Origin of the sequence: Teichococcus coralli, from assembly GCF_009829925.1 — a bacterium.
GTDB lineage: Bacteria > Pseudomonadota > Alphaproteobacteria > Acetobacterales > Acetobacteraceae > Pseudoroseomonas > Pseudoroseomonas coralli.
In genome coordinates this window covers 273,097-293,419 of record NZ_SNVJ01000004.1, presented here as the reverse complement: position 1 = coordinate 293,419, position 20,323 = coordinate 273,097, and the positions used below count along the sequence as shown (strand labels likewise).

At 68.7% G+C, this 20,323-nt stretch carries 14 protein-coding genes; 4 read left to right on the top strand and 10 right to left on the bottom strand.

Annotated elements, in window-relative coordinates:
* Positions 1 to 38 precede the first annotated feature (38 nt).
* From E0493_RS06980 to E0493_RS06960, 5 genes are all read right to left on the bottom strand, one after another.
* Entirely contained in the window at positions 39 to 320 is a 282-nt protein-coding gene (locus E0493_RS06980; RefSeq protein ID WP_160936201.1) for a phosphopantetheine-binding protein, read from the bottom strand.
* Positions 317 to 1,894, bottom strand: a complete 1,578-nt coding sequence (locus E0493_RS06975) for an amino acid adenylation domain-containing protein (RefSeq protein WP_160936200.1) — start codon at positions 1,892 to 1,894, stop codon at positions 317 to 319. The genes E0493_RS06980 and E0493_RS06975 overlap by 4 nt, the downstream gene beginning before the upstream one ends.
* Positions 1,895 to 2,379: 485 nt before the next feature.
* Entirely contained in the window at positions 2,380 to 5,103 is a 2,724-nt protein-coding gene (locus E0493_RS06970; protein WP_160936199.1) for an AAA family ATPase, read from the bottom strand.
* A 375-nt stretch (positions 5,104 to 5,478) separates the two neighbouring features.
* Entirely contained in the window at positions 5,479 to 6,456 is a 978-nt protein-coding gene (locus E0493_RS06965; protein ID WP_160936198.1) for a UDP-glucuronic acid decarboxylase family protein, read from the bottom strand.
* 67 nt (positions 6,457 to 6,523) lie between these two features.
* On the bottom strand, positions 6,524 to 8,005 hold the full coding sequence (locus E0493_RS06960; RefSeq protein ID WP_160936197.1) for an exopolysaccharide biosynthesis polyprenyl glycosylphosphotransferase: 1,482 nt from the start codon (positions 8,003 to 8,005) through the stop codon (positions 6,524 to 6,526).
* A gap of 1,607 nt (positions 8,006 to 9,612) precedes the next feature.
* Here E0493_RS06960 and E0493_RS06955 point away from each other — a divergent pair.
* From E0493_RS06955 to E0493_RS06945, 3 genes are read left to right on the top strand one after another with little or no spacing between them, the layout of a single operon-like run.
* Positions 9,613 to 10,164 (top strand): (2Fe-2S)-binding protein, encoded by a 552-nt coding sequence (locus E0493_RS06955; protein ID WP_160936196.1) that lies wholly within the window; start codon positions 9,613 to 9,615, stop codon positions 10,162 to 10,164.
* 3 nt (positions 10,165 to 10,167) lie between these two features.
* A complete protein-coding gene (locus E0493_RS06950; protein WP_160936195.1) occupies positions 10,168 to 11,181 on the top strand; it encodes an FAD binding domain-containing protein in 1,014 nt (337 codons plus the stop codon).
* Position 11,182: 1 nt separating this feature from the next.
* Positions 11,183 to 13,450 (top strand): xanthine dehydrogenase family protein molybdopterin-binding subunit, encoded by a 2,268-nt coding sequence (locus tag E0493_RS06945; protein WP_160936194.1) that lies wholly within the window; start codon positions 11,183 to 11,185, stop codon positions 13,448 to 13,450.
* Positions 13,451 to 13,506: 56 nt separating this feature from the next.
* Here E0493_RS06945 and E0493_RS06940 read toward each other — a convergent pair whose 3' ends face one another.
* The 5 genes from E0493_RS06940 to E0493_RS06920 all read right to left on the bottom strand — a co-directional run bounded on the left by E0493_RS06940 (position 13,507) and on the right by E0493_RS06920 (position 18,219).
* Positions 13,507 to 13,866 carry a zinc-binding dehydrogenase gene (locus tag E0493_RS06940; protein ID WP_160936193.1) on the bottom strand — a complete coding sequence of 120 codons (360 nt, stop codon included), beginning with the start codon at positions 13,864 to 13,866 and terminating at the stop codon, positions 13,507 to 13,509.
* Positions 13,863 to 14,225 (bottom strand): hypothetical protein, encoded by a 363-nt coding sequence (locus E0493_RS06935; protein ID WP_235913623.1) that lies wholly within the window; start codon positions 14,223 to 14,225, stop codon positions 13,863 to 13,865. Before E0493_RS06935 ends, E0493_RS06940 begins: the two co-directional genes overlap by 4 nt.
* Before the next feature lie 204 nt (positions 14,226 to 14,429).
* Positions 14,430 to 14,717, bottom strand: coding sequence for a DUF2171 domain-containing protein (locus E0493_RS06930; RefSeq protein ID WP_160936191.1), 288 nt, complete (start codon positions 14,715 to 14,717; stop codon positions 14,430 to 14,432).
* A 203-nt stretch (positions 14,718 to 14,920) separates the two neighbouring features.
* On the bottom strand, positions 14,921 to 16,621 hold the full coding sequence (locus E0493_RS06925) for a gamma-glutamyltransferase family protein (protein ID WP_160936190.1): 1,701 nt from the start codon (positions 16,619 to 16,621) through the stop codon (positions 14,921 to 14,923).
* A complete protein-coding gene (locus E0493_RS06920; protein ID WP_160936189.1) occupies positions 16,621 to 18,219 on the bottom strand; it encodes an ABC transporter substrate-binding protein in 1,599 nt (532 codons plus the stop codon). The genes E0493_RS06925 and E0493_RS06920 overlap by 1 nt, the downstream gene beginning before the upstream one ends.
* A gap of 297 nt (positions 18,220 to 18,516) precedes the next feature.
* Between E0493_RS06920 and glgA the strand changes: the two genes are divergently transcribed.
* The gene (gene glgA / locus E0493_RS06915; protein WP_160936242.1) at positions 18,517 to 20,145 is read left to right on the top strand and encodes a glycogen synthase GlgA; all 1,629 of its coding nucleotides are present in this window, start codon (positions 18,517 to 18,519) and stop codon (positions 20,143 to 20,145) included.
* The last annotated feature ends 178 nt before the right edge of the window (positions 20,146 to 20,323 follow it).

The window sequence follows — 20,323 nt, the reverse complement described above, 5'->3', positions numbered from 1 at the left end:
CCCGCCGCCTGGTGGCGTGCAGCACTGCGCCGGCCGGTTCAGGCAAAGGCGAGGGCGAGCGCGCGAAGCGTGACGCCGTCTTCGAAGTTGATGCGCCCCGGATCGAACATCAGTCCACAGACCTCCTCCACCTCCAGGATCAGGTCGAGCAATCCCTGGGAGTCGACCACGCCGACTTCGAGGAGATTGCTGCTGTCCTCGATCGCCGGTGCCCGTCGTCCGGCGCTGCCGAGCTTGCGCATAACCGCCACGCGGAGGGCGTTAAGGACAACATCCTCGCTTGAGGCCAGAGCGGCGATGTTCTGCTGCACGTTGATCACTCCGTCATTCTGCGTAGGGCGGCGTAGTCGGTCTTGCCATTGTCGTTCACCGGCCATTCGGCGACGCGGTAGACGCGGAAGGGCACCATATAGGGCGGCAGGGTTGCACGGCAGGCTGCGAGAATGGCCTCGCTGTCGAGACTGTCCTCGGTGACGAAGGCGGTGATGCCCTTGGGCAGGCCGAGGGAATCGAGCGGCGAGGCGATTGCGGCGACGCTGTCGGTGGCCGCCGCACGTCGCAGCGCCACTTCCACCTCCTGCAGTTCCACACGATGCCCGCCGAGCTTGATCTGGCGGTCCAGCCGGCCAAGAAAGATCAGGCCATGCTCCTCACTCACCATCGCCCTGTCGCCGGTGCGGTACCAGCGGGGCGGCTCTGTCGCATCCGCGGGGGGAGAAAAGCGCTCAACCGTCAGATCCGGGCGGCGCCAGTATCCCTCCGCCACTTGGCTTCCCCCCAGGTAAAGCTCGCCATCCATTCCGGTGACGGCGGGGGCGCCATCGGCCATGATCACCCTGGCCTGCTGGCCGGGCAACGGGGCCCCGATCGGCACGATCTCCGGCAGGCGGGCGATGGCCGCAGGGTTGGCCGGCAGTCGAAAAGCTGTGATCGCGATGGTGGCCTCCGTCGGCCCGTAGAGGTTTTCAACCACCGAATTCGGCGCGGCCTCGGCCCATACCTCCGCGATGCGGCGCGGCAGCGCCTCACCGCAGAAAAGGCTCCAGCGCAGGCTCGGAAGGGCATCTGGCTGCAGCATGCGCAGGCGGGCCATGATCATCGCGACGGAAGGCACCGAAAACCAGAAGCTCAAGTCATGGCGGCGAACAAATTCCCCCGGCGCCATCCTGGCCCTGTCAGGAACGCAGAACAGCGCGCCGCCGGACTTCCAGCAAAGAAACATGTCGTGGACCGACAGGTCGAAGGTCAGGTCGAAGAGCTGTGTGAACCGGTCATCAGCGGTAGGCCGGTAGCGGTCGAACGCGCTGGCGAGATAGGCCATGACGTTGGCCTGGCGCACCAGCACGCCCTTCGGCGCCCCCGTGCTGCCGGAAGTGAAGAGCAGATAGGCCCCGTCATCGGGCCTGCCGCCGCCGAGACCATCGAGCACGGGCGGCGCCAGGTCTCCACGGCAGAGAAACACATGCTGTGGCAGGCGGCGCGCCCAGTCAGGGGGGCTCGAACGGTCCGGCAGAAATACGTGCAGCGGCCGGTCCAGCCGCGCCAGGAGTTCGCCGGCCAGTGCATCTGACTGCTCGTCGATCACGAGGGCATCCACCTCCGCGGCGTGCGCGACATGCGCAAGGCGCTCTGCCGGATGGCGCGGATTGAGGGGCACCCAGGCGGAGCGCGCCAGCGCGGCTGCAGCGACGCCGGTAAAGGCGCCGATGCTTCGCGCGCCAAGCACGGCACATCGCCGAGCCGGCCCCGCAAGCTGCGCCGCGACCAAAGTGCCGGCCAGCCTCGCGGCGCGCTCGACGAGTTCCCGGTAGGACAGCCGTACACCATCCGCCCAGAGCGCGGTCCGTTCACCGTGCTGCAAGGCGCCCTCCAGCAGAATGTCCCCCAGCGACATCATCCGCGTCAGGGGAGCGGAACTGCAGGAGGGCCATTCGCGAGATGTCAGCATGCGCTCGCCATGTTTGGCAGGACCGGGCCGGACACATATTCGGCTCCGTCGGCGCCGGCCATCCACGACGGAACCGGTGGTGGTGCGGCCGCACGAGGCGGCCCGCACCTGCAGATCAGGCCTCCCTAGCTCCGCCCTCTCTCGCCTCGGCGGTCCCGTGGCCGGGATCGGCAACGCATCGGTCAGGCTCGCCGCCGAACCGCGGCTTGCGCGCAGAAGCAGGAACTTCCAACAGGGCCACACGCTCGGAACGGCGCATCACGCGTGCCCACAAGGTTCACTTCGCATCTTCTGCCCATCGGAAATTCTTTCCTAAGCTTCAAAGCTTAGGCCTTCCTCGACGTAGTAGGGCAACATCTCTTTTGAGGTAGGCTTCGCTTGTTCGGCACGCCAAGCCTTGCGCATCGCCGGCGATGCAATCTTCTGCGCCTTCAGCGGGAAGGATCGAATCCGAGCACCAGTCGCACCATGCGCAGCAACACGTAGTGCGCGAAGTTGGCTTCGGCAAAACCATAGGTGTCGGCGCCCGCTCCGATGCAGCACCGCACCGTCCCCGTATCGAGAAGGTGAGACCACAGCGCCGGATCAGCCGCGGCACCTGCGACGGCAATCCTTCCATCAGGCATAGGGATCGCGCGGAAGCGGCCGAAGCGGTCCTGCTCACCGGCCGCCATCGCGCGCAGCAGGGATGTCATCGCTCCGGCGCGCTCGCCCTGTGTCAGCCCCTCATACAGAACGGCGATCTGTGGAGGCGCCTCTGCGATCGACTGTTCGATGGCCTGGCGCAGATCCGAGGCGCTGATGGAAGCGTCGGCGCGGTGCAGTGCCGCCTGCCCCGCGCGCAGCGCCAGGAGCTGTGCATGATAAGGCACGCCACGCGCCAGGGCCGCGATGCAGGTCCGCACCTGGGCGGAGAACTCCAGGCCGGAAAGCCGTCCTCCACGCAGGACAATCTCCTCGACTTCCCCGTTGGTCAGCAGCGGCAGTTGCACGCCGACGACGTTGCGCTGCACGGAGGGGTGCCGGTCCAGCAGCTGCGTCAGGCTGTCCGACGCGCCAACGATAAGGAAAAATACCGAGGCGGAATGTTCCGACAGGAGCTTGATGGTGTCGGCGATGCGCATGCGCGTGGCATCGTTCGGCAGCCGATCAAACTCGTCCACCATAAGGATGAGATGGCTTTCCGCCAGTTGGCCCGGCAAGGCCAGGACATGCCAGGGCTGCAGCGGCCCGGCAGGAAATGCGGCCTCACAACCGACCAGCCCGGCGGCCTGCCGGGAGGAGGATACCAGCAACTGGCCGGGAAGGCTCCGGGCCAAACCGCGCAAGATATCCTCGAAGCTGCTCGAAGCCGTGCAAGCATAGCGTGCTATGGTGAAGCCGGCCTCGCGGGCCGCTTCGGTGGCCAGATTCGCCAGGGACGTCTTGCCGCGGCCTCGCTCGCCGTAAAGGCAGACATGCGCCTGCTCCTCCATGATCGCCTGCCGCACCCGTGCGAGTTGCTCCCGCCGCCCAACAAAGCGCACCGCGTTGTGCTGCGGGTTGGCAGGCGTGAAGGCCTGGCGCAACGCCTGCCGGCGAGCGTCAGGCTGCCTTGGCCCCCGGGCACTCTCCTCCGGCAAGGGGAGACTGGTCCCACCATCCATGGCCGTCATGTCCTCCAGGGACTCCGAGGCTGGTTCCTGCCGCGCGCCACCCTGCGCCCGTCTTGTTCGTGGGCGGCGAGCAACAACCAGAAAGACACCCGCGGCGGCGGTCGAGGCGAGACCGGTCAGGCCAAGAAGCGCAAGGCTTGGAGGCCAGAAGCCTGCCTCCGGCCGCTCGGCTTTGAGCAGGATTCTTGTGCCGCTCGGGGTCGGGTTCCCGTTCCGGCTGCCCTCCCCCGGCCCCAGGCTGGTGCTCCAGGGCGGCGGCGAGAGCGTGCCCTTTCCCCCCATTTCACCTTGCCCGGCCACCGCCTCATGGCGTTGGTCGAGCTGCCGCTTCAAGGCGGCGAGCTCAAGCCGCAGCGCCCGGCTGCGGTCGGCAGCAGCCTGGAGTTCCCCCTGCAGGGAAGCGTGCGCGCCGCCCTCCTCGCCTGCCGCCACGAGGTCCGGGCCAGCCGGAGCGGTCCTCAAAGGCCTGCTTGCGAAATGCTGCTCAGCGCCGGATCCTGAGCTTTGAGGAACTCCGCCTGCAGACGCCGCATTCCATTCGCCTGCCGTCCTGTCGGCGGCCGCGATCTGCGGAACAGGCCCATTCTGCGGCGCGGCAGACTTCGGATCGGCCGGCCCCGCGGCCGCCACATACCGCGTCAGCCCGCCCTGAAGGCGCGGTCCTGCTCCATCTTCCGCGGCCGCTTCCCCGGTTCCAGCCGGCGGGGAAGCTTCGTTGCGACGACGCTCCAGGGCGCGGTCGGAACTGCCGATGGTCTGCTGCAGCTGACCGAGGCGGCCGCGCAGGAGGGCCAGGGTGCGGCCCGTCGCGGCCACCTGTTCGTCCAGCGCCCGCCGGACATAGATCTCCGCCAGCGTGTTGGCCAGCAACGCGGCGCGGTCGGGATGGCTGGACCAGGCCGAGATGGCGAGTGCGCCGGAGGCCTCCGCCTGCTGCACCGAAATGTGGCGGCCAACGGTGCTGATCACCTGTATCTGCTGATTTCCTGGCGCGTCAGCCCTGGGCCACAGCCGCTCCCGGATGGCACCTGCCCGACTTTGCAGCCAGCGCGGAACCCACTCCGGAAGTGCGGGCGCGAGCGCAAGATTGAATTCAGGGTCTTCGAACAGGCGCAAGCGTTCGGTCAGCTCGCCGAGCACGCTCCCCGACTGGATGATCTCGATTTCCGTCTCAAGTCGTGTCCGGGGTGCTTCGGCATCCCCTTCTCCGTGCGTGTCGCCGACATGCATGACTGCGCCCGGTGGAGGACCCAGCCCGGCGAGCACGATGCTCCGCGCCGTATAATGGGGCGTCATGTTTGCAAGCATCAGGCCGCCGGCCACCAACGCCGCCAGACCAGCGGCAAGAAAGGCCCCCCTTCCCCTTCCAGGTTCATCGCCTGAAGTACAAGTGCCTGCCGCAGGTTCATCCAGATCCGGTTCGGAAGCGTTGCTGGGCCAGGGGCTCCCGTTCTCGACCGCGGGAACTCGGGCGATTTTCATAGCCTTTCCAATCTTCATCGCGGCCGTCTCCCTAAGAGGAGAAATCACCTGCGCAGTGACCATATTCGACCGAGATCGGTATCGCAGCGCACATGTTGGCGTGCTCAGCCTGCCGGGGTCCACTCCCTTTCCGCAGGGTGCCTCCCATACGGGCGGCTGAAGCGCACTTCCGCGTTATTCCCGCGCCACAGGAAGGCGTTGCCGGCTGGAACGGCTGCGGCCAGGCATCGGATGGCAGGAAGCGGCAGGCATGCCGCCTCGCAGCCTCGCCCGCACCGGAGCCGCAAAAGGAGAAAAGCCTGGCAAGGCGGGTCTAAGCCGCCCTGGGTGCAACCTCCCATCCGATTGAACGACCCTCAGGGCCGCGTCGTCTCCCTGGAGCCCCGCAACGGGTCACGCGAGTGCGCGTCCCTGCGCGACCTGAACGCCCAGCATTTCCGCGAAATGCTCGATGGTACGGCGAAGCCCTTCCTCCAGCGGAACACAGGGCTGCCAGCCCAGAAGCTTCTCAGCGCGCGTGATGTCCGGACAGCGCTGCAGCGGGTCGTCCTGGGGCAGCGGCCGAGAGATCAGTTTGGAGCGGGAGCCGGTCAGGGCGATGATTCGCTCGGCCAGTTCGCGCACGGAAATCTCGTGCGGGTTGCCGAGGTTGATTGGCCCGGTGATGTCGTCATCCGCCTCCATCATGGCGATGAAGCCGTCGATCAGGTCGTCCACGTAGCAGAAGGACCGCGTTTGCTGGCCATCGCCATAGATGGTGATGTCCTGCCCCTGGAGTGCCTGCAGGATGAAGTTGGACACCACACGTCCGTCGCTCGGGTGCAGCCGCGGGCCGTAGGTGTTGAAGATGCGTACCACCCGGATCGCCACCCGGTGCTGCCTGGCATAGTCGAAGAACAAGGTTTCCGCGCAGCGTTTGCCCTCATCGTAACAGGCGCGTGGGCCGAGCATGTTGACGTTGCCTCGGTAGTCCTCCGTCTGCGGATTGACCGAGGGATCACCATAGACCTCGCTGGTCGAAGCCTGCAGGATGCGGGCCCCGGTTCGCTTCGCCAGGCCGAGCATGTTGATGGCCCCGATGACGCTGACCTTGGTGGTCTGCACGGGGTCATACTGATAGTGCACAGGCGAGGCAGGACAGGCGAGATTATAGATCCGGTCAACCTCGACATAGAGCGGGAAGGTGATGTCGTGCCGCATGGCCTCGAAATGCGGATCACTCAGCAGGTGAGCGATGTTCTCCTTGCGCCCCGTGAAGTAGTTGTCGACGCAGAGGACGTCGTGCCCGTCGCGCAGCAGCCTCTCGCACAGGTGCGAGCCGAGGAACCCGGCCCCGCCGGTAACCAGAACACGCTTGCGGATCGTGCTCATACTGACCTCCTGATGGCGAGGGGAAAGCGCGCGGCAATTGGAACGCTGAAAGGCGGCGTCTGCATCGTCAATGGGCTCCCCGGGCACCAAGCACCGCCGGGATCGTGCCCAGGACGATGTAGAGATCGAGCCAGAGCGACCAGTTGCGGATGTAGAAGCTGTCGATTTCCTGCTGCTGCCTGAGGTCGGCATCGCTGCGCGCGGAGATCTGCCACAGGCCGGTCAGCCCGGGCTTGACGCTGGCACGCAGCACCTGGAAGTCCTCGCCGAAGCGCTCGACGTGGTAATTGGGAAAGGGCCTCGGTCCCACCAGGCTGATGTCGCCGCGAATGACGTTCCAGAGCTGTGGCAGTTCGTCCAGGCTGGTGCGCCGAAGGAACGGCCCGATACCCGGGAGCACGCGGGGATCACGGCTCAGCTTGACATGCCGCTCCCACTCCTCCCGGACTGCCGTATCCCGTTGCAGCAGGTCCTGGAGACGGGCTTCCGCGTCACAATACATGGTGCGCAGCTTCAGGATGGTGATCGGCCGTCCGTGGTGGCCGACGCGACGCTGCGTGTAGAAGGCCGGTCCGCGGCTGCTCAGCCAGACCGCCAGCGCCAGCAGCAGGATCAGCGGCAGCATGAACAAGAGGGCGGGAACCGCAACGCAAAGATCGAAGGTGCGCTTCAGGCGCAACGCGCCTGCCCGCCGGGAGCGGCTGCTGAACTCGAGGCCGGGCGCGTCGCCGAGCTGCCGCACCGCTCCCGCCGAGGCCGGCAGGCCCTGCATGTTGTGCATGATGATCACCCGCCGGAAAGGCAGTTGCGCTATGTCCAGCGCCGCTGCCTCCGGACCGGTGATAACTGCGATTTCCGCCGATCCGCCGAACTGCGCCAGCCGGCCCGCCGATCCCAGCCGGGGCACGCCGCCGCTTTCCCCGCCAGGCTTCGGCTCCGCCAGAACGCCGACCGGGCGCACGCCCAGCTCGGGGTGCGCCAGGAGAAAGGATGCGAGCTGCTCGGCGCCTTCCCCGGCCACCACCGCCCGATCTCCCCAGGCCTCGCGACCGATCAGGAGCCAGCGCAGCAGTTCCTCGGCCACGAAGCCGAGCAGGACCAGCAGGCCCGCGGCCAGAAGGAGCACCGGCACTGCCGCGGGGGTCGGCTGTGCGGCAACGGTGATCGGAACCAGGGCCAGGCAAGGCATCGCGACGGCGGCAAGTGCGCGAAGGCGGAGCCGCTCGACCGGCCCTCGCCCCGCGGTATCATAGAGGCCGAGCCAAGCATGACCGGCGATGAGCCCCGAGGAGGCCGCCAGGATCAGCGGCATGTCGAGCACCTTGCCCGGCCAGTTCAACCATTCCGGCAGCAACTCCAGACAAGCGCTCGCAACAACAACAGCAAGGCCAGCGGCAAGCACATCGGCCAGCAGGAGCACCGGCATACGCATGACATGCCAGGCGCCACGCGCGGGGTGGTCCTGCAGGGTGGCGAGAGCGGCGAGAGGCGCGTCGGCTTCGAAAAGTCCCGTCCGGCTCCGAGGCAGGCTCGTGAAGATGTCGCTCATGACCATGTTCCGGCGCCACAGGCGGTGAAGGCCACGCGGGCGCGATGCGCCGCGCCCGCGGACACGCAGGCGGGTTCGAACGGATGCCCAGCCACAGCTTCTGGCGCCCTGGGGCGACTGGCCTGCCTGCGCTGCCCACCGCCCTTCAAGCTCGCGGCGGCATCGAACCAAGCGAGGTTCTGCCGGATTCTGGTCTGCGTGTCGGCCTCATCACCGCAGGAAAGCCGGACAGGCCTTCCTCTCGCGCTGCGCGCGCGCGCAGCCTTCTGCGTGACGATGCGCCTCATGGCACGGCTGCGCGGACACGGCATGTTCCGTGGCATCCACGCAGAATCATTCACGCCCGCCCGACGCCACGCAAAGATTGGCTCGCCTCGTACCTCGCCCACACAGTGACGGTGCATGGGCGGGCAGCATGTCGTGACCTCGCGGAAGTCAACGAAACCGCTGACGCCGGTCACCAGGTTAGGCTTGACCGTCATTGCAGAAGCTCCCGGCAGGAGAAGGCATGCCGCGCCGCGGTTATAGGTGACCGCCTTCGATCATTCCGCTAGAGCAAAGGGATGATGTCCCATCGGAGAGGGCAACACCCGGCCCTGCTGCAGCTTCCCCGGCGGAGGTTGAATCAGGGCGTGAGCAACTCTCGAATTTCGTTTGATGGCGTTGGCGCAACCATTGTCGTGCTTTGCCTTGCTGGCGAGTAGCTTCCGCGATCCACGAATACGTCGAGGAGCATCACGCCATGCTCGCCGCAGGGCCCGGAGCGACAGGGAAGCGGGAGCCAAAGTGCGTTGAGGACACGCAACACCCTGCATCCACGCCGCTCCCCTCTTCGCATGCTCACGCCGTCCGATGAGAAGCTGCCGCTCTTCAATCGATCGACTGGACGTTGCATGCACGCGCTTCCGACGCTTGCTTCGCGCTGCACCACCATTGTGTTGCGCAGCAGGACGACAGGCAGAGGCCGCTCCGGATCATCCGGCCCGGAGTGGTAATCCGGAATAGCTTGTCGCTCGCGCCGGTGACTCCAGGGAGTGGAGGAGCCTCTGCATCATCCCCGCCTCGCGCGGTCTGCACGCGCGAGGCGGCCCCTTCGCGAAGATCTCCCACCCGGTGTCGGCATCACCTCAAGTCAGCGCCGCCATTCACCCTTTGTGATCCTCTGCGGTGCCGGGCGCCGGAACGCACCGGCAGCGCCGACGCATTGTGGACAGCCCCGCGCCAGCCAGCAGAGCAGGTGCTGCGCCGGGGCACGCCGCAGACATTCTGTTCGCGCGCAATTCATCCCCTCGTATTCGCCCACGCAGCTTGATGCCAACCCTCGTCCTCGACATCGAGCAGAGCGCATCCGGAGCGCGGGAAGGCTCGCAGCCTCGGCGGTGCGACCTGTGACCTGTTCCGGGAAGCACCGCCACGCAACTGGCTTCCGCGACGTGGCGTTCTCCCGTGCAGCGGTGATCTGCGGGCAGCCGCGCGTCTCTCATGATCTCTCCCGCTGCACCCCGGCTTCTTCGGTAATGGCAAGCGTAGCGCCGGGAAAGCCGGCACCTACGGGATCGGCTTGGGCGAACGCGGTGTCTTCTCCTTCCTCCCTTGCGGAGCGCATCATGGTGTCACCCCCTGGCCAAGCGGCCATCCCCTCTCCGGGCCACCGGGTCACTCCCGTCGGGACCGCCGGCCTCGAACAGCGCGCCCTGACGCTCCGAATCAACGGGCATGTGCATTCCTTGCAACTGGATGCCCGTGTCGCGCTGCTCGACGCGCTGCGTGAGACGCTGGGGCTGACCGGTACCAAGAAGGGGTGCGACCACGGTCAGTGCGGCGCCTGCACGGTGCTGGTGGATGGGCGACGGGAACTGTCCTGCCTGATGCTGGCGGCATCCGCCGAAGGGCGCGCGATCACCACGATCGAAGGCTTGTCAGGCGCCGGCGGCGCGCTGCACCCGATGCAGCAGGCCTTCATCGACCAGGATGCCTTTCAGTGTGGATACTGCACGCCGGGGCAGATCGTTTCCGCCGTCGCCTGTGTTCAGGAGGGGCACGCCGGCAGCGACGCCGAGATCCGAGAATCCATGAGCGGCAATCTTTGCCGCTGCGCGGCCTATCCGAAGATCGTTGCCGCCATCAAGCAGGCGCGGACAGAGATGGCGGGAGATTGAGCCATGCGCCCCTTCGCCTATGAGCGTGCGGCGGAGCTTGCGGCCGCACTCGCCACCGGCACGGTATCGCCGGCGGCACTGCAGCAGCTTCGGCCTGACGCGCAGTACCTCGCCGGCGGCACCACCCTGCTCGACCTGATGAAGATCGACGTCATGCGTCCCGATCGGGTGCTGGATATCCGCCCCGGCCCCGCGGCCCAGCCAGTGATTCGCGCGGAGGGCGGCCTATGGCTCAGCGCGGTCGCCAGCATGGCGCAGGCCGCCGAACATCCGGCATTGCGGCGGGACTATCCCGTGGTCGCCGAGTCTCTGCAGCAGGCAGCCAGCGCGCAGCTCCGCAACATGGCGACGCTGGGGGGCAATGTGCTGCAACGGACCCGCTGCCCCTACTTCCGCGACACCGCCTTCCCCTGCAACAAGCGCGAGCCTGGCTCCGGCTGCGCCGCGATCGGAGGCGTGACGCGGCTGCTCGCGGTGCTCGGCGTCAGCGAGCATTGCATCGCCAGCTATCCCGGTGACTTCGCCCAGGCATTGATCGCACTGGACGCGGAGGTGGAGACGCTGGCGCCGGACGGATCACGCCGCTTTCCCTTCGCGGACCTGCACCGTCCGCCGGGCGGCACCCCCCACGTCGAAACCACGCTGCAGCCGGGCGAGCTGATCACCGGCTTCCGCCTGCCCTCCCTGCCTTGGGCTCGTCGCTCGCTCTACCTCAAGGTGCGGGACCGCGAGTCCTATGCCTTCGCGCTGGCTTCCGCCGCGGTGGCCTTGGACCTGCGCGACGGCGTGGTGCATGCGGCGCGGATCGGCCTCGGCGGCGTCGCTGCTGTGCCCTGGCGCGCGCATGAGGCAGAAAGCGTTCTGCAAGGCCAGAAGCTGACGGAGACGCGCGCAGTCCAGGCCGCCGAGGCCGCCTTTGCCGGGGCCGTGACTCAGGAGGACAATGCGTTCAAGCCCGAGCTCGGTCGCCGCACCCTGGTGCGCGCCCTGTTACAGGCAGCGGCGATGGAGATCTGACATGCCCGATGCAATCACCCCGGGCGGCGTCATCGGCCGCGACACGGCACGGCAGGAGGCCCGCGCCAAGGTGACCGGCGCAGCACAGTACCCCTCGGATATCCCGTTGCCAGGCGTCGCCCATGCCTTCCTCGTCACCAGCGGCATCAGCCGCGGACGCATTCTCCGATGGCACCTCGAGGCGGGCCGGGCCGTGCCGGGCGTGCTGGACATCTTGACGCACGAGAATGCAGCCCAGGACTCGGCACCCATTCCGCCCACCAAGGGCGGTGGCGGCAGCACGACCACCTTGCAGTCGGATCATGTTTGGCACGATGGCCAGATCATCGCGGTGGTGATCGCCGAGAGCTTCGAGGCGGCGCGCGAGGCGGCGCACAAGGTCCGTGCGGACTATGCCGAGGAAGTTCCCGCCGCCAGCTTCGACAGCCCAGGCGTGGAGATCCAGGTGCTGGAGGAGACCCTGGAGGCGCACGAGGACCCCAAGGTGGGCGACGCCGCGGCCGCCTTCGCCGCCGGCACCGTGACGGTGGATGCCACTTACGGCACGCCCATTCAACACCACAATCCGATCGAGCTGTTCACCACCACCTGCTTCTGGGAAGGTGACCGGCTCACCATCCTGGAGCCCAGCCAGTTCGTGCAGGGGCTGGCCAGCACGGTGGCGAAGCAGATCGGCACCAGCCCGGACAAGGTGCGGGTGATCTCGCCGCTGGTCGGCGGCGCCTTCGGCTCCAAGGGCGGCGCCACCGCCCGCACGTCCTGGGTTGCCGTGGCCGCGCGCCGGCTCGGCCGGCCGGTGAAGCTGGTGGCCAACCGCAGCCAGGGCTTCACCATCGCCACCTATCGCGCCGAGACGCGGCAGCGCGTGCGCCTCGCCGCCGGGCATGACGGCAGGCTGCAGGCGCTGCTGCATGAGGGCTGGGAGGTCAGCTCCCGTCCCTCGAACTACAACGTCCAGGGCACCGAAACGACCGCGCGCATCTATGCCTGCCCGAATGTCTGGACGCGGGTGAGCGTGGTCCATGCCGACCGCAACACCCCGGGCTTCATGCGCGCGCCGCCCGACCTGCCCTATGGCTTCGGCCTGGAAAGCGCGATGGACGAACTGGCCGTCGCCCTCGACATGGACCCGGTCGAGCTGCGGCGGATCAACGACGCACGCAACGAGCCCATCAAGGGGCTGCCCTACACCAGCCGCAGCCTGCTGGAGTGCTTCGACGCCGCCGGCTCGGCCTTCGGCTGGTCCCGCCGCGAAAGGCGGCCGGGCAGCATGCGCGAGGGCGACTGGCGCATCGGCTGGGGCTGCGCCGCCTCCTACTATCCCGCCAAGATCAGCGCCGCCTGCGCCCGCGTCACGCTCACCTCCGGCGGCGCGCGGCTGGACATCGCCGCGCACGAGATCGGCACTGGCGCCTGGACCGTGCTGGCCATGACGGCGGCCGACCAGCTCGGCCTGGAGCCGGAACAGGTGGAGGTGCATCTCGGCGACAGTACCCTCCCCGCGGCGGGCCTGGCCGCCGGCTCCAGTCACACCGCCAGCATCTGCAACGCGGTGGCGCTGGCCTGCCGCGAGTTGCGGGACCGCCTTGCCCTCGCCGTCGCGACGGAGAATGCCGGCCCCTTCGCCGGGCAAGAGCCGGCGGCGCTGCGCCTGGAGGGGGGCACGCTGCGCGGCGCAGGCGGCGTGGCGGAACCGCTGTCGGCCACCTTCGCCCGCACCGGCCCGCTGGATGCCTATGCCGAATATATCCCACATGGAAACCCGCCGGACGCGCCCGATAAGCTGCGCCAGGGCACCCCGATGACCACCGGCGGCGCGCAACTGCCGGACCGCATCCAGTACGGCTTCGGCGCGCAGTTCGTCGAGGTGCGCGTGCATGCCCGCACCGGCGAGGTGCGCGTGCCCCGCATCACCGGCGCCTTCGCGGCGGGGCGCATCATGAATCCGCGCACGGCGCACAGCCAGCTCATGGGCGGCATGATCTGGGGCATCGGCTCGGCCCTGCTGGAGGCCACCGAGATCGATCGGCGCAATGCGCACTACGTCAACGACAACCTCTCGGAATACCTGATCGCCGTGAACGCCGACGTTCCCGCGGTTGAAGTCATCATCGTGCCCGAGGAGGACAGGCTGGTGAACCCTCTCGGCATCAAAGGCATCGGCGAGCTGGGCTGCGTCGGAACGAACGCCGCCATCGCCAACGCCGTGTTCCATGCCACGGGGCGGCGGCTGCGGGAACTGCCGATCCGGCCGGAGCACCTGCTGTAAGCCGGGCTGAAAGTCCGGGGAAAGGAACTTTCCCCGGGTTCCTGTCCGACTCGAGGTTAATCCGCCATCGTCAGCATGACCGTGCCGCGAACATGGTCGTTCTCCAGCTGCCGCTGCGCCGCCCGCACCTCAGACAGCGGAAAGCTCCGCGCCACCGCCCCCCGCACCTGGCCGGCATCGATGACCCGGCCGATCCCGCCGAGTTGCGCCTGGTTGGGTTGCGCCATGAAGTTGGTGCCGCTGACCTTGTGCCGATGCGCCTTTTCCTCGGAGGGCGGCGCCAGGGTGGAGACCATTCGCCCGCCTTCCTTCGACACAGCCCAGGAGCGGTCCTGCGTCTCGCCGGCCATCAGGTCCAGCACGAGGTCACTATCCCGCACCTCCTCCTTGAAGCGCTGCGCCTTGCAGTCGATCACCCGATCCGCGCTGAGCGAGCGCGCGAATGCGGCGTCCTCTCCGGCGACGGTGGTAGCGACCCAGGCGCCCTTCGCCTTGGCAAACTGCCGGAAGAACGCGTCCGGCAAGCCGTCGGCATCGCCTCGCCGGAGCCGGTGAGCCGCAGGTTCTTCTGCGCCGGCGCCACCGTCACAGGCGTGGCAGGCCGCGCCTGCGCTCGCTTCACCGCGATGCGCTCACCCGTGGTCATGCCGGCATTGGCGCGCTGCAGCCCGTCGAGACGGACGATCTCCAGGTCCTCATCTTTCGGGTAAGGTGGCGCGGCGATCACGGCGGTATGCCGCTGCCCGATCAGCTCCAGCACGTCGCCCGGCCGCATGTCGCGCGCCGGGACGGCCTTGCGGCTGATGCGGGCGATCCTGTGCCGACGTCTTCCGGGCGGGCGTGGCAATCTGCACCTGCACGCCCTCGGGATCCGCATCGCTCATGGGCGTGCCGTCGCCTGCTTGCCGCCTGGGTGCGCCTGTGCCGCGGGCATGTGGGGCGGCCGTGCGGCGCACCCAACGGTGCGCCGCACTCGTGATCAGCCCGCGGAGGCGCCGCCCATACCTGTCGCGGCCTGGCTGCCGCCGGTCATCGTCGCCAGCGCGCGCGCGCGGTCCGCCGGCATGTTGAGCCGGACCTTGTCGGCCTGAACGGCATCCACGCTGCTGACCGGCAGGTAGTGATGATGCTGGCCGCTGCCGTCCGGATCGTCTTTCCGCGTCAGCTTGATGCGGTCACCCTCGACCTTGTCCACCGTGCCGACATGCTGGCCGTCACTGCCGACGACCTCCATATGCTCACGAATCTGGGGAACTTTGTCGCTCATCCTCCGGCTCCAGTCCTGTTTCGGCACCCCAGAGGGGATGCGCAGGGGAAACGGCCGGCAGGCGGATGGGATGCAAAAGGCCGGGGGAATGAAGTCCCCCAACCCCCTTCTTTTTTCTTCTCACTTCCTGCGCCCGAGACGAGGGGCACGGGAAACTCGAAGAAAGAAGAAGGAGGCCTGGGGAGTGAATTCTCCTCAGAACTTCAAAGCGCTATGGCGTAGGCCGGCCGGCGCGGGTCGGCGCCCGCGAGGCGCAGCCCGGTGGCCGGGTCGCTGCACACCGCCTCGACGCTGCCGGCCAGCCAAGTCCAGTCCGGCCAGTCCTTCACATCGTGCCCGCGCGCGCGCAGGGCGTCGCGCGTGGCGGTGTCGATCCGCCCCTCCACGGCCAGGCGCCCGGGGAAGTAGTCGTAAGGCGCGAAGGAGGAAGGAAAGGAATAGGAGGCGACGCGCGGCGCCTCGATCGCCTCCTGCAGGTCCATGCCGAAATGCAGGTGGTTCAGCAGCACCTGCAGCATGGCCTGGATCTGCACGTCGCCGCCCGGCGTGCCGAGCGGCATCACGCCACCGTCGCGCGTCACCACCATGACCGGATTGGGCGTCAGGCGCGGGCGCCGCCCCGGACCGACGCCGCAGGGATGCGCGGGATCGGGGCGAGACTGCGTACCCCGGCCGGAGGCGATGATGCCGAGGCCCGGAATGACCGGCCCGTTGTAGGTGCCGTCCGAGGGCGTGGCGGAGAAGGCGTTGCCCTCGGCGTCCACCACCGCGACATAGGAGGTGTCGGGCTCGATGGCGGGGATCGGGCGCTTGCTGGGCGGCGGCAGTTCCGTCCCCTGCCCCAGCAGCGGCTCGGGCATGCCGGGATGCGCCCGCGCCGGGTCAATCGCGGCAAGGCGCGTGGCAAGATGCGCCTCGCCCAGCAGCGCCTCGATCGGCACCTCGGCGAAGGCCGGGTCGGCGAAGTGGTACTCGCGGTCGGCCATCGCCACCTTCAGGCATTCGGCCATCAGGTGCAGGTAGTCCGGGCTGTTGTGCGCCATGCCGTGGAACCCGGCGCGCTCCATCAGCAGCAGCGCCTCCAGCAGCGCCGGGCCCTGGCACCAAGGGCCGCAAGTGGTGACCTGATGGCCGCGCCAGCCGCGGGTGACGACGGGCTCCAGCCGCGAGTGGAAGCCGGCCATGTCCTCTTCCGAGAGGTAGCCGCCCTCGGACCGGATGAACCTGACAATCGTTTGGGCGATGTCGCCGCGGTAGAAGGCGTGGTGCGCGGCGGCCAATCCGGCGAGCCGGCCGTTCCTTGCCGCCGCCCGCCGGTCCTCCTCGGCCATGTGGCGCAGCATGGCCGCCAGCTCGGTCTGGCGGAACAACGCCCCCTCCGGCGGCGGCGCGCCGCCGGGCAGGAAGATGGCGGCGTTGCTGGGCCAGCTGGCATAGTCCTTCACGTGCTCGGCGATGCTGTCGGCCAGCAGCTTGTAGACGCGGAAGCCTTCTTCGGCGCAGCGGATGGCGGGCTCCGCCACCTGGGCGAAACCAAGCCGGCCATGCCGCTCCAGCGCCGTGATCCAGGCATCCGGCGCGGCCGGCACCACGGTGCGCAGCACGCCCTGCGGCATCCTGCCGCCATGCTCGCGCATGAAGAGGTCGGCCGGCAGGGCGCGCGGCCAGTGGCCGAGGCCGGCGATGCTCTCCATGGTGCCGTCGGCGCGGCGGATCAGGATGGGCGCCACGCCGCCGATGTTGACGATGTCCGGCTGCACCACGCCGAGCACCAGCCCGGCGGCCACGCCGGCGTCGATGGCGTTGCCGCCGGCCTCCAGGATGGCGAAGCCGGCGCTGGCGGCGAGATAATGTCCGGCGCTGACGGCGTGCCGGGCGCCGGCGATGAGGGGCCGCGTCGCCATCAGCGGGCGGCCTGCGCGGGGTGGGCGTGATAGGCGACCATCTGTTCATCCATGCGTGGGGTGTACTCGACGCTCTTCCGCCCGGCGGCGATCGTCACCTGGTTGTAGAGCGGGATGATGGGAAAGCGTCCGATGGCGGCGTGCATGGCGCTGCGCAGCGCCGCCTCCCGCCCCTCATCCATCCGGACGATGGCGGCGTCGATGATGCGGTCCATCGCCGGATCGCTGAAGGCGCCGCGGTTGCCCTGCCCGAAGGCCTGGGCGACGTTGCGGGTGTGCACGGAGGTGGAGAGGATGTAGCTCGGGTCCCGCGAGGAGGAGAGCGAAAGGCCGTAGAGCATCAGCGGCAGGTCGTTCTTGCCATGGACGGTGCGGGGAAAGAACACGCTGCCCGGCTGCGTCTCCACCTTGGCCTGCAGCCCGAGGCGCGCGAGCATCTGCCCTACTACCTGGCAGACCCGGCCGTCGTTGACGAAGCGGTTGTTGGAGCATCCCACCGTCAGGCCGAAGCCGTCCGGATAGCCTGCCTCGGCCAGCAGGCGCCGCGCCTCAGCGAGATCCGCCCTGGGCGCGGGAAAGTCCGGATCGTAGCCGGCGAACTGCTGCGGCACCATCTGGCCGGTGGCCACGGCCTGCCCGTCCATGGCGCGCTCGGCCAGGGCCTGGCGATCCATCGCCAGCGAGAGCGCGCGCCGCACCCGCAGGTCGCGCAGCGGGTTCTCCTTGAGCGGCTGCCCTTGGGCGTCGGTCAGCAGCGGCAGCGTCTCGGCGCCCACATTCGGGATCAGGAACATGATGCGGTCAGAGTTGCGCTTGAACACGCGCACCTGCCCCTCGCGCTCCAGCCGCGCCGCATCGGTGGGCGCGACGTCCTCGATCAGGTCCACGTCGCCCGAGAGCAGCGCCGCGATCCGCGCGGCATCGTTGCCGATGACGCGCAGGCTGACCTGCGCATAGGCCGCCTTCTCGCCCCAGTAGTCCTCGTTGCGGGCAAGCGACATGCCCTCGGCGCCGCGGAAGTTCTCCAGCCGGAAGGGGCCGGTACCGATCGCCGCCTTGCCGGAGGTGAAGTCGGCGGTGCTGGCGCCCTCGGCGGCACGCTTCGAGACGACGAAGATGTTGGTGAGCTGCCCCATCAGGGTCGGGTTCGGCCGGTCGGTGACCAGGCGCACCGTGTAGGGGTCCACCACCTGCACGTCCTGAAGGGTCCGCAGGTTGGATGTATAGGGGCCGGGGTTGTTCGGCACCTCCGGCACGCGTGCCAGGGTGAAGGCGACGTCCTCGGCGGTGAAGGGGCTGCCGTCCTGGAAGGTGACGCCGCGCCGCAGCTTCAGCTCCCAGGTGGTCTCGTCCAGGGCCTGCCAGGACTGCACGATCCCCGGCACCATGCGGCTTTCCGGGTCGCGGTTGATCAGGCTGTCATAGATGTGGCGCGCGGCCGCCATGTTGGGACCGACGAAGAGAAAGTGCGGGTCGATGCCGAAAGGCGCCTGCACGCCGACGGTGAGCGGCTGCGCCCGTGCCGGAGCGGCGAGGCCGAGCGCCAGGCCAAGCAGGACGAGGAACGTCGCGGAACGGGGAAACCGGAGGCGAGGCAAGGCAGGTGCTCCTCTGCTGCCGGGGCGAAGCCGCCGCTCCTGCCCCGCTGGCCCGGCGCGGCGGGCGTCGCGGCAAGGCCAGGGCGGGCGGGCGGAGCGCCACGAGAACGTTGCGCGAGCATCCAAGCAGATTTGGGCCATGGCGCAACTCCTGGGCACGGCCGCGCTTATGCTGTAAAAGCTCCCTCGCGACCCGCTCACCGGCGCAGGCTTCCGTTCCGCTCCGCCTGGAGCTCCGGAGGCCATCACGTTCACGGTGCGTGGAATTTGCCGGGGAGGTGAACGTGCCTCAGCTTGATGTGGGTCAGGGCGTCGCTCAGAGTCTTTGCTTCAGGTTTAGGAAATCGGGCTATCTGGGCACGGGTTGAGGGACTGGCGGCCATACCGGCGCTGCCTTGTCTCCGCCCGCCCTCCCTGTCGGAGAAACGGACATCCATGAGGGTGCTCTTCGTCACCAGCGAGTTTGCGGGGCTCGCCAAGGCAGGGGGGCTTGGGGACGTCTCTGCCGCCCTGCCCCGCGCCCTGATCCGGCAAGGCGTCGATGTTCGCGTGGTGATGCCGGCCTATCCGGACGTGCTGGCGCGCACCTCCGGCGTGGAAGTGGTTGGCGAGTTGCCCGGACGGGCGGAGATCCCCTCCTGCAGCATCGGTCGGGTGCGGCTGGAGGACGGGCTGGTCCTCTACCTGCTCATCGCGCCCTCGCTCTATGACCGCCCGGGAAATCCTTATTGCGGGCCTGGCGGCGAGGAGTGGCCCGACCAGGACCTGCGCTTCGGGCGCCTCTCCCTGGCAGCGGCGGACATCGCCCGCGGCATCGGCGGCCTGAACTGGGCGCCAGACCTGCTGCACGTGAACGATTGGCCCGGCAGCCTCGCCCCCGCCTACCTGCATTGGGACGGCGCCCCGGTGCCAAGCCTGCTGACCGCGCACAACGTGGCGCACCAGGGCGTCTTTCCCGCCAGCCGCCGCGCCGCGCTGGGCATTCCGGAGAGCGCCTTCGCCATGGAAGGCGTCGAGTTCTACGGCAACATCGCTTTCCTGAAGGCCGGGCTGTTCTATGCCAGCCATGCCTGCGCCGTGAGCCAGACCTATGCGCGGGAGATCACCACGCCGGCGTTCGGCGGCGGGCTGCACGGGCTGCTGGCCGGGCTGGCCGGTCAGGGGCGCCTGTCCGGCATCGTCAACGGCATCGACGAGAGCTGGGACCCGGCGCGCGATCCCTATCTGCCCTATCACTTCCAGGCCGAGGACCTTCACGGCAAGCGGATGCTGGCCGAACTGGTGCGCACCAGCCTCTGCCTGGAGCATTCCGAGGGGCCGCTCTTCGCCATCGTGTCGCGCCTCGTTCACCAGAAGGGGCTGGACCTGGTGGCGGAAGCGGCGCCGGAGATCGTCCGCAGGGGCGGCCAGATCGCCATCCTCGGCATGGGGCAGCCCTCGGTGGAGCATCTGCTGCACCGCGTGTCGCGCGCCCACCGGGACCAGATCGGCCTGCTGGTCGGCTTCAACGAACCGATGGCGCATCGGATCGTCGCCGGCAGCGATTTCCTGCTGATGCCTTCCCGCTTCGAACCCTGCGGGCTGACCCAGTTGCAGGCGCAGCATTGCGGCACCCTGCCCATCGCGCATGCCACCGGAGGGCTGGTGGACACCATCGAGGATGGCGGCACCGGGCTGCTCTTCGAAGAGGCGAACGTCGAAGGTCTGCTCGGCGCCTGCCACCGCGCCTTCGAGGTGTTCTCCCATCCGGCCGAGCTGCTGCGGATGCGGCGACGCGCCATGGCGCGCACCTTCAGCTGGTCCCGCTCGGCCGAGCAGTACCGGGAGCTCTACAGCCTGCTGCTGGATGGCTCGGCGCCCTCCTCCCAGCCGCACCCGCGGCCCAAGCGGCTGGTGCGGCGCTCAGGGCTGGACCGGGCCGCCTGACGCGGCACTCCCGTCGTGCGGCTGGCAGGCTCCAGCCGGCCAGATCGTCCTGACTGGACGGCCCGGGCCCGGCCACCTCGCCGCGCGGGGCATGGCGCCCGCACCCTGTCGCACGGTGGCGCCCCGAGTCGGCGTAGTGGCGTCCGGCGCGCCAGCCCTGCCGATCGTTGCGCCGCGG

Coding starts and splice junctions, on each gene's coding strand:
- E0493_RS06975 (WP_160936200.1), bottom strand. CDS start 1,894: ATGTCGCTGGGGGACATTCTGCTGGAGGGCGCCTTGCAGCACGGTGAA.
- E0493_RS06970 (WP_160936199.1), bottom strand. CDS start 5,103: ATGAAGATTGGAAAGGCTATGAAAATCGCCCGAGTTCCCGCGGTCGAG.
- E0493_RS06965 (WP_160936198.1), bottom strand. CDS start 6,456: ATGAGCACGATCCGCAAGCGTGTTCTGGTTACCGGCGGGGCCGGGTTC.
- E0493_RS06960 (WP_160936197.1), bottom strand. CDS start 8,005: ATGAGCGACATCTTCACGAGCCTGCCTCGGAGCCGGACGGGACTTTTC.
- E0493_RS06955 (WP_160936196.1), top strand. CDS start 9,613: ATGGTGTCACCCCCTGGCCAAGCGGCCATCCCCTCTCCGGGCCACCGG.
- E0493_RS06950 (WP_160936195.1), top strand. CDS start 10,168: ATGCGCCCCTTCGCCTATGAGCGTGCGGCGGAGCTTGCGGCCGCACTC.
- E0493_RS06945 (WP_160936194.1), top strand. CDS start 11,183: ATGCCCGATGCAATCACCCCGGGCGGCGTCATCGGCCGCGACACGGCA.
- E0493_RS06935 (WP_235913623.1), bottom strand. CDS start 14,225: ATGCGGCCGGGCGACGTGCTGGAGCTGATCGGGCAGCGGCATACCGCC.
- E0493_RS06930 (WP_160936191.1), bottom strand. CDS start 14,717: ATGAGCGACAAAGTTCCCCAGATTCGTGAGCATATGGAGGTCGTCGGC.
- E0493_RS06925 (WP_160936190.1), bottom strand. CDS start 16,621: ATGGCGACGCGGCCCCTCATCGCCGGCGCCCGGCACGCCGTCAGCGCC.
- glgA (WP_160936242.1), top strand. CDS start 18,517: ATGTGGGTCAGGGCGTCGCTCAGAGTCTTTGCTTCAGGTTTAGGAAAT.